We start from the raw sequence: 26,454 nt of genomic DNA on the forward strand, positions 1-26,454 counted from the left end.
GCCTGCGGCAATCCGCTGCTCGGCTGGCGAGCATCAAAAACCGGAACGGTGCACTTGATAACATCATCACTTGAGACTAAATATAGCCTCAAGTGAAAAGGAGCCGTTGCCATGATGGGATTTGCCGGTATCGCCGATGTTCTCGGGCTGCCCGCCAGGGAGCCAGTATCGCGTTCGGCCTTCGGCCTGCTCTCCAGCATCGAGGAAGGATTGCCGGTCAAGGCGCTTGACCGCATGGCGCTGCTTCTGGCGCCTGATGACGCCCAGTTCAAATACCGGCTGGTTCCGAAGGCCACCTATGAACGGCGCAAGTCCAAGCATCGGCTCTCCTCGGATGAAGGCATAAAGCTTGCCCGTCTCGCGCGTGTCTGGGGTCAGGCGCTCGATGTCTGGCAGACCGAGATCGAGGCCCGCGATTTCCTGTTTCGGCCGCATGCAATGCTTGAGGACAGGCGGCCGATCGACGTGGTCATCCAGAGCGAGATCGGCGGCGAGCTCGTGCTCGATATTCTCGGAAGCCTGAAATACGGCAGCGCTGCGTGAGCGCACAGGTTCTTGACCGCACACTGACATCCGTCTGCATCGGAGATCCCCATGGAACCTATCCGATCTTTGACGCCACCGGCTCGACCATCGCGCCGGGACGGTGGAACACATCGGGCAGCCCGATCATCTACACGAGCGAGCATTATTCGACCGCGCTGCTCGAAAAGCTCGTTCATGGTAGCGGAAGGCTGCCGCCCAACCAGCACTATGTCACGATCACCCTACCGCGGGGGCTAAGCTACGAGGTCTTCTCCCAGCCCGCGCTGCCCGGCTGGGACAGCATGCCGGCGAACGTCAGCAAGGATTTTGGCGAACGCTGGTGCCAGGAAAAACGCAGCGCCATCCTGCTGGTGCCAAGTGTCGTCGCCCGCGTCGACCGCAACATGCTGATAAACCCGGCCCACCCGGAATTCCGATTGATCACAGTAAGCCTCCACCAACCGGTCTTCTGGGATCGTCGCTTGTTCGGCATGTGACGGGTTGCGGTGCAATCAACGTTTCCGCAGAGCAGATCAAAACGCCGGACAGATGAGGCTTGGTCAGCAGATCATGATGCTGCCACCAAACGCACCGACAATAGTTCTCGTCCCGACGTAGCTAAGGCCTTTATCCAATTGCACAAGAGGCCACTTTAAACGAGGAGGTGGCTGCCTCGACTGCTCACGCGTCCGTCTCCCATGGATTTATCACCGCTGCGCCGGTGTCGTCGAAATCGCCGACATTGCGAGTGACGACAATCAGATCATGGACGATTGCGGTTGCGGCGATCAGCCCGTCGATATCGCCACGCGGCCGGATGGCGGCGATGCGGCCCCATTCGACGGCGATCTCGTCGGTCACCGGCAGGATCCGGTCGCCATGACCATAACGCAGCTTGCGCAGCCATTCGGTGAGATGCGCCGCGGTCTTCGGATCCGATTTCTGTTTGAGGGCAATGCCGCGCATGATCTCGCCAAGCGTCAGCGCGCTCAGGTGGATGGTGAGCGGATCGACGGAGCGCAGCCAGGAGACCGCCTGCGGCGTGCCGCGTCGCGCCTCCGAGACGATGTTGGTGTCGACCAGATACATCAGAAGGCAACGTCGCGGCTTGGGGTCTTGTTGCGTGCTTCGACCGCATCGGCGAACTCATCGTCCCAGGCGGGGCCGCCGAGCAGGTCGTCGACGAGCGTCGGCCTGCCGGCGCGCAGGGCGTCGTAGTCGCGGGCGGACAGAACGACGGCCGTACGCTCGCCCCGCACGGTCACCACCTGCGGCCCTTCTTGTCGGGCCTTCTGCACGACCTTCGAAAATTGGTTTTTGGCGTCCTGCAGTTGCCACTCCATCAATTCCGCTCCTGGCTAGACTGTCTAGCTATGTACGCGAGGAATGCTGGTGCGTCAACGGCGGGACGTTCCTGAACGACAGAGTCCGGTTCTGCTGTTAGGTGTCATAACGAAGTTCGACATCGTTGTGTCGGCGATCGGCGCCTGTCGGTCCTTCTGGAAGCCGCGATCACGCTCTCTGCCGCGGCGAGCGGGCCATCAGCCTGGCATAGGCAATGGCCGAGAGCATGTTGACGTGGTTTGCCTTGCCGGTGCCGGCGATGTCGAAGGCGGTGCCGTGATCGACCGAGACGCGGTCGATCGGCAGGCCGAGCGAGACGTTGACCGCGGTGTCGAAGGCGACGAGCTTGATCGGGATATGGCCCTGATCGTGATACTGGGCGATGACAAGATCGAAGGCGCCGTTATAGGCGCGGGCAAACACCGTATCGGCCGAGATCGGCCCGACGACGTCGATGCCCTTTGCCTGCGCCTGTTCAACGGCGGGCGCGAGGAACTCCATGTCCTCGGTGCCGAACAGGCCGTTTTCGCCGCAATGGGGGTTGAGGCCGGCAACGGCGATGCGTGCTTTGCGGCCGAGCCGCAGGAAATGCCGGTGACCGGCTTCGATGGTGGCGAGCACCCGCTCGGTCTTGGCGCGCTCGATCGCACCCTTCAGCGAAATATGGGTGGAGACGTGGATGGTGTTCAGCCGCTCGGAAGCGAGCAGCATGAAGGAGCTCTTCGAGCCGGTGAGATGCGCGAGCAACCCGGTGTGCCCGTCATGGTGATGGCCGGCGAGGTTCATCGCTTCCTTGTTGATCGGCGCGGTGACGATGACGTCGGCTTGACCAGACATGGCGAGATCGACGGCGCGGGTGATATAGCGCACCGAGGCATCGCCGGCGACGGGACTGACCTTGCCGATCTCGGGAAGGGCGGCGCCGAGCGCGACTTCGTCGACGGCGATCCTGTCGTCACCGGGTGCATCGGCGGGCCCGAACCGCAGTCCGGTGCCGGTGACGCGGTCGGCGCGCTCCAGTGCTTCGACATTGCCGACAATGACGAAATCGCGGCGCTCTTCCCTGGGCAGAGCTGCCAAGGCCTTGACGATCACCTCGGGGCCGACGCCGGCCGGATCGCCGAGCGTCACGGCGACTTTCGCATTCCTGTCCATCGATCGAATTCCTTCTGAAAACTTTGTGGCTTAAAAAGCGGCCGCATAAATCGAGCGAATGTCGGCGCGCGTGAGATCGCGCGGATTGTTATCGAGCAGACGGCGAATGGCAAAGGCGTCGTCGGCCATGGCGTCGAGATCGCTTTCCGGCACGCCGAGGCCGGAAAGTTTCATCTCGATACCGAGTTCGGCGCAGAAAGCGTAAGCCGCATCGAAGACGGATGTGACGTTTCCGGAGGTTTCACGCCCAAGCGCTTCCATCACCGCCCTGGTTTTCTCAGGAGCGGACGGTGTATTGAAGGCGAGAACATGCGGAAAAATCAACGCATTTGCCGCGCCGTGGGCCACATGCCAGCGCGTGCCGAGTGGATAGGCGAGCGCATGGCCGCCGGCGGTGTTGACCGGGCCGAGGCAGAAGCCGCCGTAAAGCGAGGCGAGCGAGAGGCCGGCGCGCGCCTCGGCGTCATTGCCGTCCCTGACGGCGCGAGCGAGATATTTGCCGACGAGGCGGGTTCCCTCGATCGCATAGATGTCGACCATCGGATGGGCCTTGCGGTTGGTGAAGGCCTCGACGCAATGAGCCATGGCATCGACGCCGGTGGCGGCCGTCGTGCGGGCAGGGACGCTGAAGGTCAGGGCCGGATCGATGACGGCGATATCGGCCAGCATATGCAGGCTTTCGACGGCAAGCTTTGCCATCGTCGCCGGATCGGTGACGAGCGCACGGATGCCGGCCTCACTGCCGGTGCCCGATGTCGTCGGCACCTGGGCGAGCGCCACCTTGCGCGGCCCGCGCACCTTGTTCGGACCGACGACCTCGTGCAGCGTCTGGGCGGAGCCGGCAAGCACGGCGGCCAGTTTCGCCAAGTCCATGGCGCTGCCGCCGCCGAAGCCGACAATCAGCTCGGCATCGGCGCGATTTGCCGCCGCCAGGACCTTTTCGAGATTGGCCGTATCCGGCTCGGGCGTCACTTCCGCAAAGACCGTAACCTCGCCCTTCAGCTCCAGCACGTCGATGCGCGAGGCGTTGAAGGCATCGGAGATGACAAGCGTACGCCGATAGCCCTTTTCGGCGGCCCATTTGCCGAGCTTTCCCGCCGTGCCGACGCCGAATTCGATCAGATGCGGCCGAACTATCGTGATCGGCGAATCCAAGCTGGCCATGAACCGGTCCTCCCTGCAAGATCTTGTGGCACTATCGTCGCCCTCTTTAATGTAAAGTTGTAAGATCAATGTCAAGCCGGCATTCCAGCGAGCGGAATTTTTTATCATCTGATGCGCGCTTCGAGGCGGCGGTGCCGTGCTCATATCGATAAATATATCAGTGTCTTATGAAACCAATCATGATGAAAACGACATGCCAGACACCAACTGGCCATCATCTTTGCGGCGGCGGTGAATTGTCCAACCCTGTTGTCAATTTTCCTGTCAGTCAACCCCGCATCCCACATCCCTTCGCATGCGAGCGGATGCAGGATGACAATTTTCGGCCGCCGCTTTGTTTACGGCAGGAATTGCGGGGCGAGGCGCACATATTTGATGGTGCGTCGGTAGTAGGTGTAGGCGATATGGAGCGCGCCGTCGCCGCCCTGGACGATCGAGGGATAGGAGAATTCGCGATTCAGCGAATCCTTGGAATTGTTGCTGAGGCAGAAGCCGTCGCCACTATCGAGATCGATGCGATGCGGAAAGCTCTTGCCGCCATCCCTCGATATCGCCAGGCTCAGCGGCGCACGCGGAACCCCCCAGACAGCCTTGCGTACGCTGCTATTGGCAAAGACGGCGGTCTCTCCAGCCTCGCCACCCTCGATTTCGTCATAGAGAGATTGGCGGCGTGCATCCGACATGGCGGCATTCGAATGGTTGTAAACTATTGCGATTGCTCCATCATTAAGAATCGTGGCCTGGATCGAGGAGTTGTTGTTCGGCAATTCGGCGGGCTCGGGCGCGCTCCATGTCTCGCCGCCGTCGGATGATCGGCTGGACAGGATGTTTTCAGCGAAACGGTTGCGGTAGAAGGCGATCATCTCGCCGCCGCCAAGCGGCAGGATGTTCATGTGCACCGCGCCGATACTGTCTGGAATATCGCGCATCTGCCAGCTCACGCCGCCATCACGCGACATCAGCACCGCAGCCGTATCGGCATCGCCGCTCCAGCGCTGGCCGTTCAGGCCGACACAGCGGAAGACCGGAAGCAGCCAGTCGCCCCGGCCGTTGACGACGATCTGCTGGCGGACGAAGGTGCCGGGACTGTCGCAGAGGATACGAACCGGGCCGAAGGTCTGGCCGCCATCACCTGAAATCCGGCATTTGACAACAGAGCCATCCTGATTGCCCGAGGTCTGCGAAGTATAGAGCAACCATACTTTTCCGTCTGGAGCATTGAAAATCAACGGGTTCTGTTCGGATTTCTCTGGGTCGTCGCTCATCTTTTCCGGCATGGACCAGCGCTCGGAGCCCGGCGCCAGCCGCGACATGTAAATCGAGATATCACCCATGCCCTCCATCGTGCCGCCGAACCAGACGCAGGTCAGCGTGCCGTCGGGCAAAAAGGCGAGATTTGCGGCATGGTTCTGGATGCAGGGGGAGGGTAGATAGGCATCCGCACGACCCTCGACGGTGGTGTGAGGGGTGATGGCGCCGGTCATCAGGGCAGGAACGGCTTCCGGAGGCAGGCCGGTAAAGGTCATGACAGATCTCCTCAAGGCAGCTTGGTGTAGCTTTCGGCGAGCGCGGCATAGTCGGCATCATCAAGGGGCATCAGCGGCGCGCGCGTGCGCTTCCAGGCGGGATTGCCGGTCTTCAGCCCCACCATCGCCTTGATGGTCGGGATCTGGACGTAGGAATTGGAAAGCGTGCGATAGGCGCTGATGCGTGCCTGCGCCGCCTCGACATCGGCGGCGCGTGCCTCGTCATGGACATGGTCGTAGATGGTGCGCAGCGAATTCGCCACGAGATTGGAGGTTGCGGTGATGCAGCCGGCACCACCCGCCTTCAGCAGCGGCAGCAGCAGCGGATCGGCGCCAGCCAGCACCGAAAAACCGGGATAGGCGGCGATGATCGCCTGCATGTTGTTGAAATCGCCAGCAGATTCCTTGATGCCGACGACCGTTTCCGGGAAGGCCGCAATCAGCCGCCCGATCAGCGGAATGGACAGCGGAACGCCTGACACCTGCGGAATGTGATAGAGGATGACCTGAAGGCGGGTGTCGGCGACCTTTTCCAGCACTTGCGAATAGGCGGCAAAGAGGCCGTCGTCAGAGACACCCTTGTAGTAGAAGGGCGGCAGCATCACCACCTTGGTCACGCCAAGCGACAGTGCGTGCCGGGTCAATTCCACGGTCTCGGGAATGGCGACGACGCCGGTGCCCGGCAAAAGCCTGTCGGCAGGAATACCGGCCTTCAGCGCTGCTTCCAGAATGGCGCGACGCTCGGCTCCGGAGAAGGAATTGGCCTCGCCCGTCGTGCCAAGCAGCGCCACGCCATGGCATCCCTCGGCCAGCAGCTGTCGGCAATGATCGGTGAATAGTGCGAGATCGGGTGAATTGTCTGCAGTCAGCGGCGTTGCGGACGCGCTGAATACGCCTGTAATCCTGTGATGGCTCATTTTGCCTCCTCGGCGCGTCCTGTCTTGCCGATCCGTGCTCGAACCGGGGGCTACGCATTGCGATTGTCATCCGTCTGTCGTGATGGAGTGCAAAGAACTTTTATATTGCCGCGCTTTTGTCAAGAAGACAAAATGCTGGGGCGTCACTCCAAAAAGTTATCTATCTGTTATAACGTGTTTATTTTCAGGATAAAATTTTGTTGGAATTGAAATCGCGATTTTTTGTTGACATATTTACAATAACGAGAGAACGATACGGAACGGATTGTGCTGCGCCTGGCAGGTGCAGGGAGAGCGCTGCCGAATTCACTCTGGGAGGAATGCCATGTCTGATCAATCGGATAAAACCAATATATCACGTCGTAACGCGCTGAAGCTCGGCCTTGCAGCCGGCGTCGGCCTCACCGTTTTCGGGATGAATGCCCGCATCGTCATGGCCGATGAAGGCCAGGTCCTGAAGGTCGCGCATCCGGCCTTCGACCAGGACTGGTCGCCGCTGCGCGGCGGCGGCAGGACGTTCCGCTGGAATTCGATCTGGTGGGCATCGCCGATGTATTTCGACAGCGAAGGCAATATCAAACCCTACGTCTTCACCAGCTGGGAATCGGCTGACAACACTGTTTGGACCTTCAAAATTGACCCCAAGGCCGTCTTCTCCGACGGCAGCAAGATCACCTCGGCCGACGTCAAGGGATCGTGGGAAGTCGCCTCGATGCCGAATACCAAGAGCCAGCGCGCCGACCAGGTGCTGAGCAAGGTTAAGGGTTATGCCGAAATCTCCGCCGGCTCCGGCAACGAGCTGACGGGTGTCGCGACACCCGACGAGGGGACGGTCGTCGTGACGCTGGCCGCCGCCGATCCGATCTTCTTCATGCGCCTAGCAAATCACATCGCGCCGATCACCAAGGCATCGCAGTCGCGCGGTAGCGACGGTGAGGAGATCATCGATTGGTATAAGCCCGATAGCAAGCCAGTCTTCTCAGGTCCCTTCAAGCTGACGAGCATCGATATCGACGCCGGCAAACTCACTTTCGAGCCGAATGAGAACTTCTTCGGACCAAAGCCGAAGCTTGCGCGCATCGAGGTCACCTCGATCGAGGACAATGTCAGCGCAACGTCGCTGATCAAGTCGGGAGAGTTCAACGCCCATACCGAATTGATCACCTCGACCATCATCCAGGATCTCGGCCCGGAATTCTCGGCCGGCCCGCTGATCCCGACCAGCCAGCACTTCTGGTTCAACATTTCCCGTGCGCCGATGGACGATCCGAAAGTCCGCCAGGCACTGATCATGGCGGTCGATCGCGATGGCCTGTTCAAGGCGTCCTATCCCGACGGGCCGCATAAGAAGGCGGACCAGATCCTCAATGCGGTGCCGGGTGCGGAGAATTCCGGCTTCGAGCCCTATCCCTATGATCCGGAGGCTGCCAAGAAGCTGCTTGCGGAATCGACCTACGGCGGCCCGGAGCGCCTGCCGAAGATCCTGTTCGTCGGCATCTCGGGGCCAGCCATTCAGGCTGCCGCCCAGTTCATTGCCGAGCAGTGGCGCCAGAATCTCGGCATCACCGCCGTAGACATGAAGCCGCAGCAGGATTCGTATGCGGGTCCGGATCAGAACTCGGTCCAGATCTTCCGCGACGACGTCGGCACCCGCGTTCCCGATGCCGTCTCCTATCTGGCGGGCAGCATCGCCTCAACCTCGTCGAACGCCCAGAACAAGCTCGGTGGATACAGGAACGACAAGGTCGACAGCGCTCTTGCCGAAGCCACGACCAAGGCTGCAGATGATCCGCAGCGCATTGCTCTCGCTCAGGAGGCCCAGAAGGCGTTCCGCGAGGATTGGGCCTTCATTCCATGGTATTCTCAGGCGATGTCGCGCTGGGCCACAAAGGACGTCAAGGGCCTGGAAAAGAACCTTGACTGGCAGGTCGTCGAACCCTGGAACATTTCCATCGGTTGATCCGGCGGAACCGTCCCAATCGACAATAGCCCGCGCGAAGGCCGCAAGGCCTTCGCGCAAGTTTCAAGAAGAAGAGATGCGATCGCAGCCAAAAGCGGGAACGCATCGAACAACCGGTGAGAGGTGGCCATGCTGCGCTACGTGCTAACCCGATTTGCCATCTGGATTCCGTCCGTTCTGGTGGTGATGCTGGCGGTCTACGCGCTGGCCTTCTATGGCGCCGGCGATCCGATCAAGCTGATCTTCCTGCGCGCGCCGGGCGACGTCGCCTATAATCCGCAGCGCATCGAAGCCATTCGCGAAAGTGCCGGCCTCAACAAACCCTTCATCGTCCAGTTTGGCCTTTACATCTGGAACCTGCTGCACGGCCAGTTCGGCAATTCGCTGACCTCGGGCCGCTCCGTCTGGGCGATGGTCTCAGCCGCGGCACCTGTCTCCTTCCAGCTTGCCATCTGTTCCATCATCCTGACGGCCGTCGTCGCGATCCCGCTCGGCATGATCGCCGCGCTCAACCAGAATTCACGCATCGATTATGCCATTCTGGGCTCCGCGCTCTTCCTGTGGGCGATCCCGGCCTATGTCGCCGGCCCGCTGCTGATGGTCGGCCTCATCGTGCTGCTGCCGGGTGCGAGCGTGCCTTATGGCTGGGGTGGCATCCTCGACGTCCGTATCCTGCTGCCGCTGCTCGTCCTTTCTTTCCAGCCGATCGCGCTGATCGTGCGTCAAACGCGTGCCGCCGTCATCGAGGTGCTGTCGGAGGATTTCGTCCGGACCGCCCGCGCCAAGGGCGTACCCGAGATCATGGTGGCGTTGCGCCATATCTTGCGGCCGGTGCTGACGCCCGTCGTCACGCAGCTCGGCCTGATCATGATCACCATCGTCAATGGCGCGATCTTCGTCGAACTCGTTTTCGGCCTGCCGGGTCTCGGCCGGTTGACGGTGCAGGCGCTGATCAATTCCGACTATCCGGTCATTCTGGCGATCACGCTGATCGGATCGTTTCTGGTGATGGTGTCGAACCTCCTGGTGGATGTGCTCTATCCGCTGCTCGATCCGCGCGCCAATGATTCAAGAAGGAGCCGCTGACCATGTCCGCCATCCCTCTTTCCACCATCGAAACTGTCGAAGAGCCGGTCAGCCTGTGGCGCGACGCCTGGTATCGGCTGAAGCGCAACAGGCTCGCCATCTTCGGCTTGATCGTCGTCGTGATCCTCGCCTTCACGGCGATCTTCGGGCCTTATCTCACGCCCTATGATTATCTGAGCCAGGATCTCAACGCCCGCAATGTCCTGCCGTCGATGAGCCACCTCTTCGGAACAGACGATCTCGGCCGCGACGTCTTCAGCCGCGTGGTCTTCGGCACGCGCACCGCTTTCCTTGTTGCCGTCATCGTCACCGTCTTCGCCGTGCTGATCGGTCTCGTGCTCGGTGCCGTCGCCGGTTTCTTCGGCAATCCATTCGATCGCGTCATCATGTGGCTGACCGACGTGACGATGTCGGTTCCCAACCTGCTGCTCGTCGTCGTTATCAACGCCTCACTGAAATCGCCGATCAGCAAATGGATGGAAGCGCGTTATCTCGAGACCCTCAATCCCTTCTATCGCGAAACCATGTGGGTGGATTTCGCCCTCGTCTTCGGGTCTATGGCGCTGATCTCCTGGCCGCCATACGCGCGGCTCGTGCGCGCCCAGGTGCTGTCGATTCGCAGTCGACCGTATATCACCGCGGCCCAGGCGCTCGGGCTTTCGAACTGGATCATCATCAAGCGTTATGTCATTCCGAATGCGCTAGGCCCCCTGATCGTCTCGGTCAGCGCCGGCCTCGGCACGGCGATGGTGCTGGAAAGCGCCTTCAGCTTCCTTGGCGTCGGGGTCAATCCGCCAACGCCGAGCTGGGGCAACATGATTTCGGACGGCCTGCGCGTCTGGCAGCATTATCCCCACCTTCTCGCCGCTCCGGCGGCCGTGCTCGGCCTTGCCTCGGTTGCCTTCAGTTTCCTCGGCGACGGCCTCAACGACGCGCTCAATCCGCGGGGCAGCAAATGATGGACACGAAAAGCACCAACCGCCTGCTCGATGTCAGGGGCCTTACCGTCGAAATCGATGGCCGCAACGGCCCCGCCATCGTCGTCGACGGCATCGACCTCCATGTCGACAGGGGCGAGACCCTTGGCGTCGTCGGTGAATCCGGCTGCGGCAAGAGCCTGACCATGCTGAGCCTGATGCGGCTCCTGCCGAACAAGATCAAGGTCACCAAGGGATCGGCGACATTCGACGGCCGCGACCTGCAGACGATGTCGAATAGAGAACTGCGCAAGGTGCGCGGCGGCGATATCGGCTTCGTCTTCCAGGATCCGATGACTTCGCTCAATCCCGTCATGCGCGTCGGCGACCAGATCTGCGAGCCTCTGATCTATCACCGCGGAATGAAAAAGGCGGCGGCCCGCGCCCGTGCTGTCGAACTTCTGCGGCTTGTCGGCATTCCCGGCCCGGAAGAGCGCCTGCAGGCCTATCCGCACGAACTTTCCGGCGGCATGCGCCAGCGCGTGATGATCGCGATCGGCCTTGCCTGCAATCCGAAACTGCTGATCGCCGACGAGCCGACGACGGCGCTCGACGTCACCATCCAGGCCCAGATCGTCGATCTGGTGAAGGATCTCAGGGCCAGGCTCGACATGTCGGTCGTCTGGATCACCCATGACCTGGCGCTGATCGCCGGCCTCGTCGATCGCGTCGCCGTGCTCTATGCCGGCACGGTGGTCGAAGATGCGCCTGTCGACGAGCTCTATGCCCGCCCAAGCCATCCCTATACGCGCGGCCTGCTGTCTTCGATCCCGAAGCTCTCGGACCCGCCGGCAAGCCGGTTGAGCTCGATCGGCGGCACGCCGCCGGAGCCCGGCCGCCGGCCGAAGGGTTGCCCATTTGCGCCGCGCTGCCCGCTTGCCGAAACCATCTGCCACGAAAAGGTGCCGCAGCTCGAACCGCTGAGCGGCAGCAGCAATCACCGCGCCGCCTGTTTCGTCGTCCAGAGAATGCAGGAGGCCGCATGATGGGTGCTCAACCGCTGCTCAAGATCGAAAACCTGGTCAAGCATTTCCACGTCAAGCTCGGCGCCTTCGGTGAGCGTTCGGCGACCGTCTATGCGCTCGACAATGTCAATCTCGACATCATGGAAGGCGAGACGCTGAGTCTCGTCGGCGAATCCGGCTGCGGCAAGTCGACGACCGGTTTCACCATTCTCAACCTCTACAAGGCGACCAGCGGCAGGGTCGTCTACAAGGGCCAGGATCTCGCGACGCTCGATGAAAAACAGATGCGGCCCTTCCGCCGCGACCTGCAGATCGTATTCCAGGATCCGTATTCGACACTCAATCCGCGCATGACGGTGGGCGAGGCGATCGGCGAGCCGATCCTTTTCCACAAGCTCTGCACCAAGGCCGAGCTGAAGGACAGGGTCGCGACACTGCTCACCGATGTCGGCCTGCCGACGCGGTTTGCCCAGCGCTACCCGCACGAGCTTTCCGGCGGCCAGCGCCAGCGCGTCGTCATCGCCCGCGCGCTCGCCTGCCAGCCGAAATTCATCGTCTGCGACGAGGCGATCTCGGCGCTCGACGTGTCGATCCAGGCACAGATCATCAACTTGCTGCTCGATCTGCAGGAAAAATACGGGCTGACCTATCTGTTCATCGCCCATGATCTCGCGGTCGTGCGCCATATCAGCACCCGCGTCGGCGTCATGTATCTCGGGCGGCTCGCCGAACTTGCCACCCGCGAGGAACTCTTCGACAATCCGCTGCATCCCTATACCAGGGCTCTACTGTCGGCCGTTCCGGAGACCGATCCGGAGCATGAGCGCACCCGCCAGCGCCAGATTCTTCAGGGTGACGTGCCGAGCCCGCTGAACCCGCCGTCGGGCTGCCGTTTCCACACGCGGTGCCCGATTGCCATGGATGTCTGCAGTAAGGTCATTCCCGCGTGGCAGGAAGCAAAACCCGGCCATCTCGTCGCCTGTCACGCCGTCAACACCGGACAGACTGCATGACGCTGAAGGCCGCCATCATTGCCGATGATCTGACGGGTGCGCTCGATACCGGCACGCCCTTCGTCGAAGCCGGCCTTTCGGTGGCGGTCGCCGTCGATGTCGGGGCCGCAGAGGATGCAGTCGCCACCGGCTGTGACGTTGTCGTTATCAATACCGCCTCGCGCGCGCTCGGCGAGCGCGAAGCTGCCGAAAGGGTGCGCTTGGCGACCGAGGCGCTTCGCGGCGTGAAGCCCGCAGTCGTGATGAAGAAGATCGACTCCCGGCTGAAGGGCAATGTAGCAGTGGAAAGCCTGGTGCTGGCCGATGCGCTCGGCCTGGAGACTATCCTCGTGGCGCCGGCTGTTCCCGATCAGGAGCGTGTGACCTATAGAGGCTGTGTCGTCGGCCGCGGCGTCGACAAGCCGCTGTCGATCGCCGATTTGTTCGAGAGCCGCGCAGGCAGCGTCACCGTTGCCGATGCGGAGGATGACAGTGATCTCGACCAGATCGTTGCCGATCATGACTGGCGGCTGACGCTTGCGGTCGGCGCACGGGGTCTGGGTGCTGCTCTTGCCCGCCAGCTCGGCGAAACGGGGCGGCAAGCGGTGCCGGAATTTGCAGCGAGTCGGCGCACCCTGTTTGCTTTTGGCTCGCGCGACCCGATTACTGCTACCCAGATGGACCAGCTCGAAGCCTCGGGTGTCCTGCGCATGGTGGTGGACGCGCCGATGGGGCAGGTCGAAGTCGGGGAGGGCATGGCGCTGCCGGCGCTGCTGCGTTGCTCCGGCGATATGACAGCCGATGCAGCACAGGTCGCCCGCCGTTTTGCGGCAGGCGTCAGATCGGTTATCGACGATACCAAGCCTGACATGCTGATGGTCGGTGGCGGCGATACGGCGCTTGCCGTTTTCCAGGCGCTCAGGGTCAGAGTGCTGGCGCCGCAAGGCGAAGTCGAAGCCGGCGTGCCGTGGTTCGATGTCACCGCAGCCGACGGGCGGCATTTTCGGTGCGCCGTGAAGTCCGGGGGCTTCGGCAATCCCGATAGTTTGCTAAGACTGGTTCTTTGGAATCGGGCGGCATAGTAAGATACCGCCGGGGAGAATGACGTGGCTGAAGTGAATGGCGAATCTTTGAACGCGGAAGCCGGCCCGCCGGGCAAGCCCGAACGCGGCAAGGCCGTCAAGCTGGTCGATCGCGTCTTCGACCAGTTGCTCGAGCGTATCCGCGGCGGAAACTATCCGCCGGATTCACGCCTTCCCGGCGAACATGAGCTTGCCTCGATGCTGGGCGTGTCGCGGCCGATCGTCCGCGATGCGCTGGCGCGCCTGCGCGATCAGGGCATGGTCTATGCACGGCAGGGCGCCGGCACCTTCGTCAGTGCGCATGGGTCGCCGACGACGCAGCTTGCCTATTCGCCGGTCAAGACGATCGCCGACATTCAGCGCTGCTACGAATTCCGCCTGACGATCGAGCCGGCGGCCGCCTATTTCGCCGCCAAACGCCGCAATGAGCAGGCGATTCAGAAGATCGCCAGCGCGCTTGCGGATCTGCGTGAGGCGACCAGCCATCAGCTTCACCGCACCGACGCCGATTTCCTCTTCCACCGCGCGGTGACGGAGGCTGCGAACAATCATTATTACACCGCCTCGATCGATGCGCTGAAGGCCCACATCGCCGTTGGCATGCATCTCCACGGCCTCTCTTTGCTCGGCCCCCGCCAAGGGCTGGAACAGGTCTATGAGGAGCATAACGCCATCTACAAGGCGATCGCCGATGGCCGGCCCGACGATGCGCAGCGACTGATGAAGGCGCATCTTGAAGGCTCCCGGGATCGTCTGTTCGAGGGCCGGGTGCTCGACTTATCCTTCTGAAGCGCATCCCCAACAAGCTGTCAGCTCGAAAGTGGCAGAGAGATCATCACGATATTTCGTTCCTGCCTCGGCAATGCCGATAAGCGCGCTTTCGATCATGCTGCCCTGATCGTCGGGATGGCGGAGACGTCGACTTCCCGTTCGGCGTGCCAAGCATCATACGCAGCCTGCATGCGCAGCCATATTGCGGGGCCATCACCGAACAATTTTCCAAGTCGAGCAGCGACATTGGGCGACACGGGCTTCTTCTCGTTCAGAATATCGTAAAGTTGCTGGCGCGAGATTCCGAGCAGATTGGCGATTTCCACCTTGGCTTTTCCCGTTGCGGGGATGATGTCCTCAAGCAATGCCCCAGGGTGGGAAGGGCAATGCGTCGTCGGCCTCGTCGTTTTACATACGGGCATTGGATCATTCCCCAGTCAGAGCCGCCTCAGTGTGACAAGATCACATTTGATCTTTTGATGCCAGAGATCGATTGTCAGTCGGATTTCTGATTCTTGATGATGCTGATGTTGCCGCTCACTTCGAGGATGGCAAATTTTATCTCCGTCACGCTCTCGATGCCTTCCTGGCTTCGAGCCGCTTGCATGACATCTTCTTTCTGCAGCCGGGCGCCTTTGAGCGCGCCTTCGTCATAGACGCCATCCGTCACCAGAATGGTTGGGACACCATCGATGATATGAGCTGCGCGAGGCCACCACCTCTTCACGTAGGACAGGCCGATGTCGGTCGTAAACAGCGTGAGGATCAAAATGACGGCGTTGGTGATCGAGAAGTCATCGCCCAGCATCGCCTGCTGGGTGGTTTCGGAGATCACCAGCACGATGACCAGATCGAACGGCGTCATCTGGGCCAATGTCCGTCTTCCCGACAGACGGATGATCACGAGCAGCGTGAAATAAATTGCCAGTCCGCGTAATACCGCATCCACCGTGGCGCCCTCATGGAAAGATGAAAGTCGTTTGGGTGCGCGTCTCGCCGCCCAAGCCGATGAGGGCGCGACGAGGGCCGGGGAGTTGCGTTTGCAGACGGAAGACGATCTGCGTCGGCCCAGCCGCGTCGGCGGGGAACACATAACCTATCCGGCCGTCGCGCGCGAAGGTCGCCTTTTGGGGCGGATCGATGCCCTGAACTGAAAAGCTTTGAAGAAAGGCGGCATCGATCGTGAAGACCCTATCTTCGGATGACGGCGTGAAGGTCACGGTCATGTCCTCGGGGGCATTCCATCGGGAGATGACGGGAAAATCCACGGATCCTTCGGACAACAGCAGTGTCTGCCGCGAAAACGGACCGCCTCTTCCCAGCAATCCCAGCAAGCAGGTCACTAAAAGAAGCGTGAACACGATCCAGGAAATACGTTGAACAGCCCAGAACCTTTGCTGAAATTCGCTATGATCGAGCACACCTTCCGGCAACGCGGGCAACTTGTGTATCTTTCCCATGCTCCCTGCCTTTGCGTTTCGCGGAGAACTTGGTTCGGAGGCAAACGTTCCCGGCAATGAGGAGGCCGTCGCCGTGTACATCGGATGGGAAGCTGTCCATGCGTCTTCGCCGATCAAGGGAACGAAGAGCACCCCGCCGAGATCTTCTTCCTCGAATGCGGCGGCGCCGGTGCGTGTGAGCCGTTTCAGGCGCTGCCCTTCACCGCCGCCGACCGGGATGATGAGCCGCCCTCCAAGGTGCAGCTGTTCTTTCAAGGCGGTTGGCACCTCGGGTGCGCCCGCAGAAACGATAATGGCATCGAACGGAGCGGCTTTCGCCCAGCCCTTGCTGCCATCGCCGACGCGAACGTCGATGTTGCGATATCCGAGCTTCTCGAACCGTTCCCTGGCCTGAAGCGCCAGCTTTTCATGGCGCTCGATGGAGTAGACATGCCTTGCTATCAGGCTGATCAGGGCCGAAGCATAGCCGGAGCCCGTTCCGACCTCGAGCACTTTGTCACCGGCATTCAGATTGGCCTTTTCGAGCATCAGCGCCACGATGAACGGCTGCGAAATTGTCTGCCCCTCGCCGATCGACAGCGGCGCATCCTCATAGGCGAATTCCTCGGAGCCTGGAGGAACGAATTTTTCGCGCGGCACCGTGCGCATGGCTTCGGTCACGCCTGGATCGCGAATGCCACGACGCGTAACGTGGTGCTCCACCATGCGATCTCGGATGCGCGTCATATCCATGGATCCGCTCCACTGTCGCCGATTGCGGCTTGAGCAAATTTCCGGGCGGTGCAGAATATAAAACAAATGGGCGACTGGGGAGTTCCTGCGATCAGCAGTTTTTCGGCAAGCGTCGAGCCTGTCAAAGCGGATTTAAAAATCTTCAGGGCAAAGCCATTGACATCAATGGCCGGAGAGGCGCGTCAGGAGCAGCTTTCGATGCTCGGCTCCCCGCCGCGCGTCCTCAAATCGATAGCAATACGTTGTGCCTGCCGTGCGGTCGCTTCATCACAAATCAGCACGTTTCCAAGGCCGGACAATAGAACCGCGGCAATTGCGTGAACCTTGTTCAGGCCGCCCGATGCGAAGACGACATTGGGAATGGCGCGTAACACCTCAAACTCGGGAGCGATCGCGCACCTGTTGATCGGATGCTCGATCGGGCGCCCGGTTTTATCGACAAACTGGCCAAGCACATCACCACAGGCGCCGGCTGCGACAAGCTCTTCTATGTTGATGTTGCTCGGCAGGCCGTAGCGCATCAGCAGCGAGCGCTCGGTCATGTCGCCGATGCTGAGCACGATGACGTCATTGGCCTCGATCTGCCGAAAGGCCGCTTCAAAGACGTCTTGTCTGACGATCGCCGTGCGCGACTCGGGGCTGCCGGCGTAGATGGGCGCGGCAAGATAGGAACACTCGGCATTGAGCTGGCGGGCAAGGTCGCTCGCGATATCAAACGTGTTGATTTCGATGCCATGCGTCAGTCCGCCCATGACCGAGTTGACACAGATTTCGGGTCGCCGCTGTGAAGGCATATGACGCACCATTTCGCGGAGCGTCGCTCCCCATCCGACGCCGATGCCGCGAATGTCGCCGCCGTTCAGCAGCTGAACGAGATAATCCGCTGCCGCTTGACCGAGCAGGACGGGGATGAGGTCCTCATCCTCAGGAGTCGGCACGATGATAGCCCGGGTGAGCGAGAATTCCGCTGCCAACTGCTGTTCCAGAGCCACACAGGATGTCAGCCGCGAATTAAGCGTGATCGTGACCAGGCCCGAACGGCGCGCTTCTGCGATGATCTTGTTGACGCGAAGCCTGTTGGTTGAAAGTGCTTCGGCAATTTCACCTTGCGTGCGCCCCTCCATGTAATAGAGCCAAACCACGCGCACCTGCATTTGCTCATCTGGGAGGGCAACGGGGGCGAATGGAGAATTTCTATTCTGCGTCATGCAATATCTGCGCCTCCGCTTTGACGGCTATGGATCGCGAATCCCTGCGGTTGTCAATTGTGACGGTTGGATGCCGTTTGCTTGCCCTGTCAATCGGTTCGACGCCCGGTCGCCCGGTTGAAGGGATGCAGGCCATCCATTCCCACGTGACACGAAATCCGATCGCCTTCCTGCAGGCGCTGATTGGTGGAAACGCTGGCAACGACGCGTTTGTCCGCGCCATCGATGCGCAAATGGACGTTATTCTCATCGCCAACGGTCTCGATCAATTCAACGGAGGCGTCGAAACGGAGATCATGCGCTGAACCGCTGCTGAGATTGATTGCACTCGGCCGAATGCCGATGACATCGGTATCCCTGGGAAGTGCGAGCTGGCAGGGGCCAAGCTCATCGAGATCGATCAGGTTCATCGGCGGCGAGCCGATGAACCCTGCTACGAACACCGTTTCAGGACGGCGGTACACCTCGATCGGTGTTCCGATCTGCTCGATCCGGCCACCGTTCATGACCACCAGCCTGTCGGCAAGCGTCATGGCCTCGAGCTGGTCGTGCGTCACATACAGGCTTGTCGTTTTAAGCTGTCGCTGCAGTCTTCGAATTTCGACGCGCATTTGCACACGCAGCTTCGCATCCAGGTTGGACAGCGGCTCATCGAAGAGAAAGGCGGCGGGATCGCGGACGATGGCGCGGCCCATGGCAACCCGCTGGCGCTGTCCGCCTGATAGCTGGCGGGGGCGCCGCTCGAGGAATTCGCCAATCTCCAGAATGCCGGCGGCGTTGGCGATCCGCCGCTCAATCTCGCCGCGAGGGATACGGCGATTTTTAAGGCCGTATTCGAGATTCTGCCGAACGGTCATGTGAGGATAGAGCGCATAGTTTTGGAACACCATGGCGATGTTGCGGTCGGCCGGATCGACATGGCCAACATCGCTTCCAGCGATCCTGAGGTGCCCGGAGCTTATGGCTTCAAGGCCGGCGATCATACGAAGCAAGGTCGACTTTCCGCATCCCGACGGTCCGACCAACACGATCATTTCGCCATCTGCGACGGTGAGATTGATCCCCTTCACCGCGGAGACGGGGCCGTAATTTTTCTTCAGGTCAATCAGTTCGATCGCTGCCAAAGTATCCTCCCTTTGATATCGTCATACATTTGTAACACGCTATTGACATTTGTAACAAGTAGCCCCAACCTTGTTTTTATCGCCACCTTGGGAGGGGTTGATCGGCGCTGGACGCGCCGATCGGCGAACACAAACGGCAATGGAGAGGAAAGCGAAATGACGACGGAGTTTTCGATGGGCGCCCGCATAGGACGGATATTCAGGTCCTTCGCGGCAGGCGCTGCACTTATGACGCTCGGATTGGCCAATGCAGGCGACGCCAGCGCAGCCGATCGTGTCAAGATCGAGTGGTGGAACGCAGCAAACGGCCGCCTGGCCGAGATCACCAACCAGCTGATTTCGGACTTCAATGCCTCGCAGGACAAATATGAGCTCGTTGGCATCAGCAAAGGCAATTACGAGGAAACCATGGCGGCGATGGTGGCCGCCTATCGGGTCGGTCAGCAGCCCGTGCTTATCCAAGCCGCCGAGCGAGGCTTTCTGACCATGTATAATTCCGGCGCCATCATCCCGGTGCCGGAGCTTATGGAGAAGGAAGGCTACAAGATCGACTGGGACAATTTCATCGCTCCGGTAGCGGGCTTTTATCTGGTCGACGGCAAGCCGGCGGCATTGCCCTTCAACAGCTCCACACCGATCTTCTGGTACAATGCCGATCACTTCAAGGCAGCCGGCTTCGACAAGCCGGCCGAGACCTGGCAGGAACTCGACAAGCAGTTGCACGCTATCAGGGAGAAGGGAATTTCAAAGTGCCAGATGGCGCTTGCGAACGACTTCTATTGGAGCCTGATCGAGAACTATGCCGCGATCCACGACCAGCCCTACGGTACCAAGGCAAACGGCTTCGGCGGTCTCGATACCGAATTTATCTTCAACAAGAGCCCGCTGATCGTCGGTCAGGTGACACGCCTCAAGACGTGGCTCGACGATGGGATTCTGCAGATCGCCGGGCAAGGTCTCTCTCCCGACCAGCTCTTCACCTCCGGCACCTGCTCGACCTACGTGGCCTCGACCGCGGCACATGCGGCTGTCGAAAGCGGTGCGAAATTTCAATGGAGCGCGACGTTCCTGCCGCATGAAGAGGGTATCGAGCCCAAGAACAGCACCATCGGCGGCGGAGCGCTTTGGGTGTTGAAAGGCAAGTCGGACGAGGAATACGCCGGCGCTGCGGCCTTCTTGAATTTTGTCGCTTTGCCGAAGACGCAAGTCTGGTGGAGCAAGCAAACCGGCTATGTCCCGGTGACGAATGCCGCCTACGAAGAGGCCAAATCCGAGGGCTATTTCAAGGAACATCCGACCCGCGAGGTCGCCATTCTCCAACTCACGCGCGGCACGCCAACCGACAATTCGCGCGGCTTCCGCTTTGGCAATCACAACCAGTCGATGGCGCTTCTGGTCGAGGAGATCCAGGGCGTGTGGACCGGACAGAAGACGCCGCAGCAGGCACTGGATGCTGCGGCGGCCCGCGGAAACCAGATCCTTCGGCAGTATGAGCAGCTTCATGCAGCAAAGTAAGACCCTCGCAAAGATGGGAGGCGCCACCCGGCGCCTTCGCATCCCGCACGCTCTTTCGGCGCGTCGCCTGATCGTGCCGTCATCGGATGCTGGATTGAAGTCCGCTCACTTCAACAGGCCGTGGCTCGCCTTCGGACTTGTCGCGCCGCAGCTGCTGATCCTGTTGTTCTTCTTTTTCATACCATCTTACAAGGCACTGTCTTTGGCCTTCGTTCAGGTCGACCCGTTCGGCGGCACGCAGATCTTCGTCGGGCTGAAAAACTTCTACAATCTGTTCGCAAGTCCGGAATATCGAAGCAGTGCGGTATTCACGCTCTGGTTCATCCTCGCACAGAATGCTGCAACGCTTCTGCTTGCCGGTTTGTTTGCATTTGCAACCGATTTCGTGATCAGGGGCAGGGGAATTTATAAAAGCATCATCCTTCTGCCATACGCGATCGCTCCGGTGATTTCAGGCGTGATCTGGGCCTTCCTGTTCAATCCTGCGGTCGGGCCGGTCGCTCAATTTCTGCATGGTCTGGGTTTCGAATGGGATCCGAACCGGCGCCCTTTCGATGCGCAACTCCTGGTGACCATCGCGTCGGTTTGGAAGAATGTCTGCTATGACTATATCTTTCTCGTCGCCGCATTGTTGGCCGTGCCCGTTTCACTGCTGGAAGCGGCAAAGCTCGATGGCGCAAGGCCGGTCCGGCGCTTCTTCACAATTTCGCTTCCCCTGATCTCACCGACGATCTTCTTCCTCGTGGTGATGAACTTCGTCTACGGGCTGTTTGAAACCTTCGGCATTATCGACGCGGTCACACGCGGTGGCCCGGCAGGCGCAACGAACAGCCTGGTCTACAAGGTTTACCAGGATGGTTTCGTGCAACTGGACCTCGGGTCGTCGGCCGCGCAATCCGTGCTGCTGATGTTCATTGCCATCCTGTTCACCGTCGTTCAATTCCGCGCCCTCGAGCGCAAGGTCAATTACCAGGTGTAATCATGCCCGAACGTCATCTCGGTCTTTCGATCTTCTGCCATGCCATACTGCTGATTGGCGCGGTCTTTGTCTGCCTTCCCCTCTACTTCGCTTTCGTCGCCGGCTCATTGACGTTGCAGGAGGTTCAGCAGGCACCGTTCCCGGTGATCCCAGGCTCCCATTTTATCGAGAACCTTGCCGCCGCCTGGCAGCAGGGCGAGTTCTCCCGGTTGTTTTTGAATTCGATCATCGTCACCGCCGGCATCGTGATCGGAAAGCTGGCGATCTCATTGGTCGCTGCATTTGGCGTCACCTATTTTCGCTTCCCGTTTCGCATGACGGCATTCTGGCTCATTTTCGTCTCGCTGATGCTTCCGGTCGAGGTCCGCATCATCCCGACCTATGAAGCGGTCGCCGATGCTGCCGGGCCGCTGCGCTGGTTGGCCGGGTCGATCGGTCTTTCCGGTGTCGTTGAAGGGCTCACCGGATACAGTATCGAAGCATCCCTGAAGTGGAACATGGTCAACAGCTACGCCGGCCTGATCCTGCCGCTCATCGCTTCTGCCTCCGCGACCTTCCTTTTCCGGCAATTCTTCCTGACCGTTCCCGATGAACTTTGCGAGGCGGCCAAGCTCGATGGAGCCGGCCCGCTGAAATTCTTCAAGGACATTCTCCTTCCACTCTCGAGCGCCAATATCGCGGCCCTGTCGATCATCCTGTTTCTCTATGGCTGGAACCAGTATTTGTGGCCGCTGCTTTTCACGACGGACAAGGAGATGGGAACTGCGGTCCTCGGACTGAAGCAGCTCGTTCCCGTCTCGGACTCAGCACCTGCCTGGAACATCGCGATGAGTGCGGCACTTCTCGTCATGCTTCCGCCTGCGGCCGTCATTCTCTTCATGCAGCGCTGGTTCACCAAGGGACTGGTGGACTCCGGAAAGTAACATCCCGAATTTCAAGGATAATCAGACAATGGTGTATATCATCGGCCACCGCGGTGGTCGCAATCTCTGGCCCGAAAACAGTCTTTCGGGCTTTCGTAAACTCGCGCAAATGCCGGTAGACGGTGTCGAATTCGACATTCATCTGACGCGATCGGGGGAAGTACTTGTCATTCATGACCCGACGCTGGAGCGAACGACAGACGCCGACGGGCTGGTCGCCGACCTTCACCCCGGCGAAAATCGCGCGGTGCGGCTCAAAGAGAGCGACGGCGAGACCATTCCCACATTGGAAGAGGTCCTCGCCGTCTTCAAGGACACGTCGCTCGAGCTTCATATCGAATTGAAAACCAATGCCGACGGAAAGCCCTATGAGGGGCTCGCCGCCAAGGCAGCCGCCGCGGTCGACCGTCTTGCTTTGGCGACACGGTCAATTCTCACCAGCTTTCATCCGGACGTGCTCGCCGACATACGCAAGGTTGCTCCACATATCCGCACTTTGTCGTCGTTCGATTCCAAGTCGGCCGAGCGTCTCGGCCTGATGAACGGCCTCAGCTTGCTGAAGGAATGTTCCGATATCATCGCCGTCGAGAAGTCGCTGCTTGCGGCACAATGGGAGCAGATTACCGAACTCGTGCCGGTCGAGCGGCTTGGAGCCTGGGTCCCAAACGACATCGGCGATCTCGAATACTGGCTTGCCAAACCGATCCGGCAGATCACCACGGACCGGCCGGATCTGGCATTGCAGGCGCGGAGGTGAGACATGCTCGATAGCCGCGTCGATTGCCCCACTATGCCGGGCCGCCAAGCCTTGGAAAACATTGATCTCGTGATCTTCGATTGCGACGGCGTGCTGATCGATAGCGAGCCGATTGCCAGCCGCACATTGGCGGAGACTCTGCAAGGTGCCGGCGTTGCAATCACCGCCGCAGAGGCTCATCTCAAATTTACCGGCAATTCAGAAAGCATCATCGGCGAGATGTGCCGGCGTGATTATGGGCTTGTCGAAATCCCCGCGCTGTTTGAAACATGGCACCAGCGTCTATTCGAGGAGTTTTCTCGCTCGCTGCTGCCGATCCCCGGCATTGCCGATGTCGTCTACGGTCTTCAACGGCCAAAATGCGTTGCGTCAAACAGCACGATGCAGCGGCTTCGCAACAGTTTGGGCATACTGGATCTGTGGAGCGCGTTTGGGGAGGGGGTCTTCAGTGCCGAAGCCGTCGCCCGGCCGAAGCCCGCGCCCGATCTCTTGCTACACTGCGCGGAGCGTTTTCGAGCCCGTCCCTCCAGATGCGTCATGATCGACGATAGCAGTCATGGCGTGGCGGCAGCCGTTTCCGCAGGAATGACGGCCGTTGGATTTGTCGACCCGGCCGATCCGAGACCTGACCGGCATACGGCATTGGTGACAGCTGGAGCATTTGCCGTTGCCATGGGGGCGGAGCAGCTTGTCGCCATCCTGGAGGAGATCGGAGGCACGCTGTGAGGGTCTCCGTCGCAAAAGACCTTTCATTCCCGGTCTCACCCGATGGCGTCTGGTTCGGGTGCTCTCGTGTCAGCTGTGAACGCGCGCCATCCGCTTCTGCAAGGAGTATTTCTCATGTCTGATCTCATGAAAGGCAAGGTTGCCGCCATTACGGGTGCCGCATCGGGCATCGGTTTGGAATGTGCGCGCAGCCTCCACGCCGCAGGTGCGACGGTCGTGCTCATCGACCGCGCCAGGGACAAGCTCGAAGCTCTTTGCAAGGAGATCGGCAGGGGCGCTCTGCCGCTCGTCATCGATCTTCTCGATGGAAAGCAGGTCTCGGGCATATTGCCTCGCATTCTTGACGTGGCCGGCGGGCTCGACATTCTCCACGCCAATGCCGGCGCCTATATTGGCGGTCCCGTTGTCGATGGCGACCCGGACGCCTGGGACCGCATGCTAAATCTCAACATCAACGCCGCCTTCCGCTCGGTCCATGCGGTGCTGCCGCACATGATTGCCCGGAAGTCCGGCGACATCCTGTTTACGAGCTCGATCGCAGGCGTCGTGCCGGTCGCATGGGAGCCGATCTACACGGCCTCGAAATTCGCAGTTCAGGCCTTCGTCCATTCCACGCGCCGGCAAGTGGCGCAGCATGGCGTCCGCGTCGGTGCAGTGCTGCCAGGACCTGTCGTCACGGCCTTGCTCGACGACTGGCCGAAGGCGAAAATGGAGGAGGCGCTGGCCAATGGCAGCCTGATGCAGCCGGAAGAAGTGGCCGACGCCGTCCTTTTCATGCTGTCGCGGCCGCGTAATGTGACCGTCCGCGATCTGGTGATTCTGCCAAATAGTGTGGATCTGTAAACACCGGCCCCAGACTGCAGTTAGCCTGATCCTTGCCGATTTCAAAGGAGAGACCATGAGCGACACATCTCGCACGCCCGAAGCAGATGCCAAACATGTCATCGGCGTCGACGTCGGCACCGGCAGCGCCCGTGCCGGCTTGTTCGACCTGACCGGCCGGATGCTTGCGTCCGCCAAGCGGAATATCACCCTGTTTCACGAACCGGGTTCCATGGTTGAGCAATCGAGTACCGAGATCTGGGCGGCGGTTTGCGCGGCAGTGCGCGAAGTGGTTTCCTCGGCCGGGGTCGATCCGGCGTCCGTCATGGGGCTCGGGTTCGATGCCACCTGTTCGCTCGTCGTCCTCGGCGAAGGCGGCAAGCCGCTTCCCGTCGGGCCTTCGGAAGATCCGAACCGGGACATCATCGTATGGATGGACCACCGCGCCGTCCCGCAGGCGGAGCGCATCAATGCGCTCGGCCATGACGTCCTGCGTTACGTCGGCGGCCGCATCTCGCCTGAGATGGAAACGCCCAAGCTTCTCTGGCTGAGGGAAAATCGCCCTGAGGTTTTTGATGCCGCCTGGCAATTCTTCGACCTTGCAGATTTCCTGACCTGGCGGGCGACCGGCGATCTGTCGCGTTCGACCTGCACGGTCACCTGCAAGTGGACCTATCTCGCCCATGAAAAGCGCTGGGATGGCGATTATTTTCACCAGATCGGCCTCGGCATGCTCGCCGACGAAAAGTTTGCCCGCATCGGTCAGGCTATCGTCGAGCCCGGTTCGGCCCTCGGTCAAGGACTGACCGCAGCTGCAGCCGGCGAACTCGGCCTGAAGCCGGAAACGCCCGTCGCTGCCGGACTGATCGACGCCCATGCGGGGGGAATAGGAACCGTTGGCATCGGTACCGATCCACAAGCCAATCTGGCCTATGTTTTCGGCACTTCCTCCTGCACGATGACATCGACAGCTGAACCGTCGTTCGTGCCCGGCGTCTGGGGGCCTTATTTTTCGGCCATGGTGCCGGGACTATGGCTGAACGAGGGTGGCCAGAGTGCCGCCGGCGCGGCGATCGACCAGCTGCTCTCCTTCCATCCGGCTGCCGCGGAAGCGAGGGAGCTTTCGAAGAGGGCGGGTGTTCCGCTGCCGGTTCTGCTCGCAGATATGGCCGCCCGAAAGGCGGGCCGTTCTGCCGACGCCGTCACGCTTGCGACCGGGCTGCACGTCGTTCCTGAGTTCCTCGGCAACCGCGCGCCCTTTGCCGATCCGCATGCCCGCGCAGTCATTGCCGGTCTCGGAATGGAGGACGATATCGGCAGCCTGGTCTCTCTTTACGTCGCAGGGCTTTGCGGTATCGGCTACGGCCTCAGGCAGATCATCGAGACGCAGGCTGATGCGGGCGTTACCATTGAAAACATCGTCATCAGCGGTGGCGCCGGCCAGCACGATTTCGTTCGACAGCTGCTCGCCGATGCGAGCGGCAAGCCGGTCATCGCGACAAAGGCTGAGGAACCGGTGCTCCTGGGGGCGGCCATCCTGGGCGCTGTCGCCGGCGGGCTGTTTGCGGATGTGCGCGAAGCGATGACGACACTCTCGGCGGTCGAAACGACATTCCTGCCATCAGAAGGGGCGATCCCCGACATTCATCATAAACGCTATGAAGGGTTCAAGGAGCTTCAGGCGCTGGCGCGCAAGCTGCGTATCGACAGTTAAAATGTCCCAACGCCAAGCCAGGCGGCGCGG

At 60.6% G+C, this 26,454-nt stretch carries 27 protein-coding genes; 16 read left to right on the top strand and 11 right to left on the bottom strand.

The window, feature by feature from the left end; genetic code table 11:
* Window positions 1-111: 111 nt before the first annotated feature.
* Entirely contained in the window at window positions 112-543 is a 432-nt protein-coding gene (locus OLZ32_RS30455; RefSeq protein ID WP_003552236.1) for an antitoxin Xre-like helix-turn-helix domain-containing protein, read from the top strand.
* Entirely contained in the window at window positions 540-1,022 is a 483-nt protein-coding gene (locus OLZ32_RS30460; protein WP_264424234.1) for an RES family NAD+ phosphorylase, read from the top strand. The genes OLZ32_RS30455 and OLZ32_RS30460 overlap by 4 nt, the downstream gene beginning before the upstream one ends.
* Before the next feature lie 184 nt (window positions 1,023-1,206).
* Here the strand turns inward: OLZ32_RS30460 and OLZ32_RS30465 are convergent, their stop codons facing one another.
* The 6 genes from OLZ32_RS30465 to OLZ32_RS30490 form a co-directional block, all read right to left on the bottom strand.
* A complete protein-coding gene (locus OLZ32_RS30465) occupies window positions 1,207-1,614 on the bottom strand; it encodes a type II toxin-antitoxin system VapC family toxin (protein ID WP_264424236.1) in 408 nt (135 codons plus the stop codon).
* Window positions 1,614-1,868, bottom strand: coding sequence for a type II toxin-antitoxin system Phd/YefM family antitoxin (locus OLZ32_RS30470; RefSeq protein ID WP_011649626.1), 255 nt, complete (start codon window positions 1,866-1,868; stop codon window positions 1,614-1,616). The genes OLZ32_RS30465 and OLZ32_RS30470 overlap by 1 nt, the downstream gene beginning before the upstream one ends.
* 169 nt (window positions 1,869-2,037) lie before the next feature.
* Window positions 2,038-3,024: a 4-hydroxythreonine-4-phosphate dehydrogenase PdxA gene (gene pdxA, locus OLZ32_RS30475; RefSeq protein WP_264424239.1), complete on the bottom strand. Its 987-nt coding sequence runs from the start codon at window positions 3,022-3,024 to the stop codon at window positions 2,038-2,040.
* Between the two features lie 30 nt (window positions 3,025-3,054).
* Window positions 3,055-4,188, bottom strand: a complete 1,134-nt coding sequence (locus OLZ32_RS30480; RefSeq protein ID WP_264424241.1) for an iron-containing alcohol dehydrogenase — start codon at window positions 4,186-4,188, stop codon at window positions 3,055-3,057.
* A 338-nt stretch (window positions 4,189-4,526) separates the two neighbouring features.
* Complete coding sequence (locus OLZ32_RS30485; protein WP_264424243.1) at window positions 4,527-5,714, bottom strand: sialidase family protein; 1,188 nt, start codon at window positions 5,712-5,714, stop codon at window positions 4,527-4,529.
* An 11-nt stretch (window positions 5,715-5,725) separates the two neighbouring features.
* Complete coding sequence (locus tag OLZ32_RS30490) at window positions 5,726-6,631, bottom strand: dihydrodipicolinate synthase family protein (RefSeq protein ID WP_264399162.1); 906 nt, start codon at window positions 6,629-6,631, stop codon at window positions 5,726-5,728.
* 325 nt (window positions 6,632-6,956) lie between these two features.
* Here OLZ32_RS30490 and OLZ32_RS30495 point away from each other — a divergent pair, with 325 nt between their 5' ends.
* The 7 genes from OLZ32_RS30495 (at window position 6,957) to OLZ32_RS30525 (ending at window position 14,482) form a co-directional block, all read left to right on the top strand.
* Window positions 6,957-8,591: an ABC transporter substrate-binding protein gene (locus OLZ32_RS30495; protein ID WP_264399163.1), complete on the top strand. Its 1,635-nt coding sequence runs from the start codon at window positions 6,957-6,959 to the stop codon at window positions 8,589-8,591.
* Between the two features lie 129 nt (window positions 8,592-8,720).
* Complete coding sequence (locus tag OLZ32_RS30500) at window positions 8,721-9,677, top strand: ABC transporter permease (RefSeq protein ID WP_003549486.1); 957 nt, start codon at window positions 8,721-8,723, stop codon at window positions 9,675-9,677.
* 2 nt (window positions 9,678-9,679) lie between these two features.
* Window positions 9,680-10,636 (top strand): ABC transporter permease, encoded by a 957-nt coding sequence (locus tag OLZ32_RS30505; protein WP_003549485.1) that lies wholly within the window; start codon window positions 9,680-9,682, stop codon window positions 10,634-10,636.
* Window positions 10,633-11,640: an ABC transporter ATP-binding protein gene (locus OLZ32_RS30510; protein WP_003549484.1), complete on the top strand. Its 1,008-nt coding sequence runs from the start codon at window positions 10,633-10,635 to the stop codon at window positions 11,638-11,640. The genes OLZ32_RS30505 and OLZ32_RS30510 overlap by 4 nt, the downstream gene beginning before the upstream one ends.
* A complete protein-coding gene (locus OLZ32_RS30515; protein WP_319641144.1) occupies window positions 11,640-12,632 on the top strand; it encodes an ABC transporter ATP-binding protein in 993 nt (330 codons plus the stop codon). Before OLZ32_RS30510 ends, OLZ32_RS30515 begins: the two co-directional genes overlap by 1 nt.
* Entirely contained in the window at window positions 12,629-13,693 is a 1,065-nt protein-coding gene (locus OLZ32_RS30520; protein ID WP_264399165.1) for a four-carbon acid sugar kinase family protein, read from the top strand. The genes OLZ32_RS30515 and OLZ32_RS30520 overlap by 4 nt, the downstream gene beginning before the upstream one ends.
* 24 nt (window positions 13,694-13,717) lie before the next feature.
* Window positions 13,718-14,482 (top strand): FadR/GntR family transcriptional regulator, encoded by a 765-nt coding sequence (locus OLZ32_RS30525; protein ID WP_003549481.1) that lies wholly within the window; start codon window positions 13,718-13,720, stop codon window positions 14,480-14,482.
* A 95-nt stretch (window positions 14,483-14,577) separates the two neighbouring features.
* Here the strand turns inward: OLZ32_RS30525 and OLZ32_RS30530 are convergent, their stop codons facing one another.
* The 5 genes from OLZ32_RS30530 to OLZ32_RS30550 form a co-directional block, all read right to left on the bottom strand.
* Complete coding sequence (locus tag OLZ32_RS30530; protein ID WP_264399166.1) at window positions 14,578-14,886, bottom strand: HigA family addiction module antitoxin; 309 nt, start codon at window positions 14,884-14,886, stop codon at window positions 14,578-14,580.
* A gap of 74 nt (window positions 14,887-14,960) precedes the next feature.
* On the bottom strand, window positions 14,961-15,413 hold the full coding sequence (locus OLZ32_RS30535) for a DUF421 domain-containing protein (RefSeq protein WP_264399167.1): 453 nt from the start codon (window positions 15,411-15,413) through the stop codon (window positions 14,961-14,963).
* Window positions 15,414-15,423: 10 nt separating this feature from the next.
* Window positions 15,424-16,656, bottom strand: coding sequence for a protein-L-isoaspartate(D-aspartate) O-methyltransferase (locus OLZ32_RS30540; RefSeq protein ID WP_017992409.1), 1,233 nt, complete (start codon window positions 16,654-16,656; stop codon window positions 15,424-15,426).
* A gap of 182 nt (window positions 16,657-16,838) precedes the next feature.
* Window positions 16,839-17,864 carry a sugar-binding transcriptional regulator gene (locus OLZ32_RS30545; RefSeq protein WP_264399168.1) on the bottom strand — a complete coding sequence of 342 codons (1,026 nt, stop codon included), beginning with the start codon at window positions 17,862-17,864 and terminating at the stop codon, window positions 16,839-16,841.
* 89 nt (window positions 17,865-17,953) lie between these two features.
* Window positions 17,954-18,988, bottom strand: a complete 1,035-nt coding sequence (locus OLZ32_RS30550) for a sn-glycerol-3-phosphate import ATP-binding protein UgpC (RefSeq protein ID WP_003549474.1) — start codon at window positions 18,986-18,988, stop codon at window positions 17,954-17,956.
* Window positions 18,989-19,144: 156 nt separating this feature from the next.
* Here OLZ32_RS30550 and OLZ32_RS30555 point away from each other — a divergent pair, with 156 nt between their 5' ends.
* The 7 genes from OLZ32_RS30555 to OLZ32_RS30585 all read left to right on the top strand — a co-directional run bounded on the left by OLZ32_RS30555 (window position 19,145) and on the right by OLZ32_RS30585 (window position 26,424).
* A complete protein-coding gene (locus tag OLZ32_RS30555; RefSeq protein WP_264399169.1) occupies window positions 19,145-20,503 on the top strand; it encodes an extracellular solute-binding protein in 1,359 nt (452 codons plus the stop codon).
* Window positions 20,504-20,516: 13 nt separating this feature from the next.
* Window positions 20,517-21,482, top strand: coding sequence for an ABC transporter permease (locus OLZ32_RS30560; protein WP_264399197.1), 966 nt, complete (start codon window positions 20,517-20,519; stop codon window positions 21,480-21,482).
* Window positions 21,483-21,484: 2 nt separating this feature from the next.
* Window positions 21,485-22,405, top strand: coding sequence for an ABC transporter permease subunit (locus OLZ32_RS30565; RefSeq protein WP_264399170.1), 921 nt, complete (start codon window positions 21,485-21,487; stop codon window positions 22,403-22,405).
* Window positions 22,406-22,433: 28 nt separating this feature from the next.
* Complete coding sequence (locus OLZ32_RS30570) at window positions 22,434-23,162, top strand: glycerophosphodiester phosphodiesterase family protein (RefSeq protein WP_003549466.1); 729 nt, start codon at window positions 22,434-22,436, stop codon at window positions 23,160-23,162.
* A 3-nt stretch (window positions 23,163-23,165) separates the two neighbouring features.
* Window positions 23,166-23,888: an HAD family hydrolase gene (locus tag OLZ32_RS30575; protein ID WP_264399171.1), complete on the top strand. Its 723-nt coding sequence runs from the start codon at window positions 23,166-23,168 to the stop codon at window positions 23,886-23,888.
* A 114-nt stretch (window positions 23,889-24,002) separates the two neighbouring features.
* Window positions 24,003-24,731 carry an SDR family oxidoreductase gene (locus OLZ32_RS30580; RefSeq protein ID WP_017992404.1) on the top strand — a complete coding sequence of 243 codons (729 nt, stop codon included), beginning with the start codon at window positions 24,003-24,005 and terminating at the stop codon, window positions 24,729-24,731.
* 55 nt (window positions 24,732-24,786) lie between these two features.
* A complete protein-coding gene (locus tag OLZ32_RS30585; protein ID WP_264399172.1) occupies window positions 24,787-26,424 on the top strand; it encodes an FGGY-family carbohydrate kinase in 1,638 nt (545 codons plus the stop codon).
* Window positions 26,425-26,454 lie beyond the last annotated feature (30 nt).

Source organism: Rhizobium acaciae (assembly GCF_025941625.1).
Classification (GTDB): domain Bacteria; phylum Pseudomonadota; class Alphaproteobacteria; order Rhizobiales; family Rhizobiaceae; genus Rhizobium; species Rhizobium acaciae.

Bases quoted from the DNA above. Each gene is read 5' to 3' on its own strand.
- OLZ32_RS30455 (WP_003552236.1), top strand. From the start codon at position 112: ATGATGGGATTTGCCGGTATCGCCGATGTTCTCGGGCTGCCCGCCAGG.
- OLZ32_RS30465 (WP_264424236.1), bottom strand. From the start codon at position 1,614: ATGTATCTGGTCGACACCAACATCGTCTCGGAGGCGCGACGCGGCACG.
- OLZ32_RS30470 (WP_011649626.1), bottom strand. From the start codon at position 1,868: ATGGAGTGGCAACTGCAGGACGCCAAAAACCAATTTTCGAAGGTCGTG.
- pdxA (WP_264424239.1), bottom strand. From the start codon at position 3,024: ATGGACAGGAATGCGAAAGTCGCCGTGACGCTCGGCGATCCGGCCGGC.
- OLZ32_RS30480 (WP_264424241.1), bottom strand. From the start codon at position 4,188: ATGGCCAGCTTGGATTCGCCGATCACGATAGTTCGGCCGCATCTGATC.
- OLZ32_RS30485 (WP_264424243.1), bottom strand. From the start codon at position 5,714: ATGACCTTTACCGGCCTGCCTCCGGAAGCCGTTCCTGCCCTGATGACC.
- OLZ32_RS30490 (WP_264399162.1), bottom strand. From the start codon at position 6,631: ATGAGCCATCACAGGATTACAGGCGTATTCAGCGCGTCCGCAACGCCG.
- OLZ32_RS30495 (WP_264399163.1), top strand. From the start codon at position 6,957: ATGTCTGATCAATCGGATAAAACCAATATATCACGTCGTAACGCGCTG.
- OLZ32_RS30500 (WP_003549486.1), top strand. From the start codon at position 8,721: ATGCTGCGCTACGTGCTAACCCGATTTGCCATCTGGATTCCGTCCGTT.
- OLZ32_RS30505 (WP_003549485.1), top strand. From the start codon at position 9,680: ATGTCCGCCATCCCTCTTTCCACCATCGAAACTGTCGAAGAGCCGGTC.
- OLZ32_RS30510 (WP_003549484.1), top strand. From the start codon at position 10,633: ATGATGGACACGAAAAGCACCAACCGCCTGCTCGATGTCAGGGGCCTT.
- OLZ32_RS30515 (WP_319641144.1), top strand. From the start codon at position 11,640: ATGGGTGCTCAACCGCTGCTCAAGATCGAAAACCTGGTCAAGCATTTC.
- OLZ32_RS30520 (WP_264399165.1), top strand. From the start codon at position 12,629: ATGACGCTGAAGGCCGCCATCATTGCCGATGATCTGACGGGTGCGCTC.
- OLZ32_RS30530 (WP_264399166.1), bottom strand. From the start codon at position 14,886: ATGCCCGTATGTAAAACGACGAGGCCGACGACGCATTGCCCTTCCCAC.
- OLZ32_RS30540 (WP_017992409.1), bottom strand. From the start codon at position 16,656: ATGGATATGACGCGCATCCGAGATCGCATGGTGGAGCACCACGTTACG.
- OLZ32_RS30545 (WP_264399168.1), bottom strand. From the start codon at position 17,864: ATGACGCAGAATAGAAATTCTCCATTCGCCCCCGTTGCCCTCCCAGAT.
- OLZ32_RS30555 (WP_264399169.1), top strand. From the start codon at position 19,145: ATGACGACGGAGTTTTCGATGGGCGCCCGCATAGGACGGATATTCAGG.
- OLZ32_RS30560 (WP_264399197.1), top strand. From the start codon at position 20,517: ATGGGAGGCGCCACCCGGCGCCTTCGCATCCCGCACGCTCTTTCGGCG.
- OLZ32_RS30565 (WP_264399170.1), top strand. From the start codon at position 21,485: ATGCCCGAACGTCATCTCGGTCTTTCGATCTTCTGCCATGCCATACTG.
- OLZ32_RS30570 (WP_003549466.1), top strand. From the start codon at position 22,434: ATGGTGTATATCATCGGCCACCGCGGTGGTCGCAATCTCTGGCCCGAA.
- OLZ32_RS30575 (WP_264399171.1), top strand. From the start codon at position 23,166: ATGCTCGATAGCCGCGTCGATTGCCCCACTATGCCGGGCCGCCAAGCC.
- OLZ32_RS30580 (WP_017992404.1), top strand. From the start codon at position 24,003: ATGTCTGATCTCATGAAAGGCAAGGTTGCCGCCATTACGGGTGCCGCA.
- OLZ32_RS30585 (WP_264399172.1), top strand. From the start codon at position 24,787: ATGAGCGACACATCTCGCACGCCCGAAGCAGATGCCAAACATGTCATC.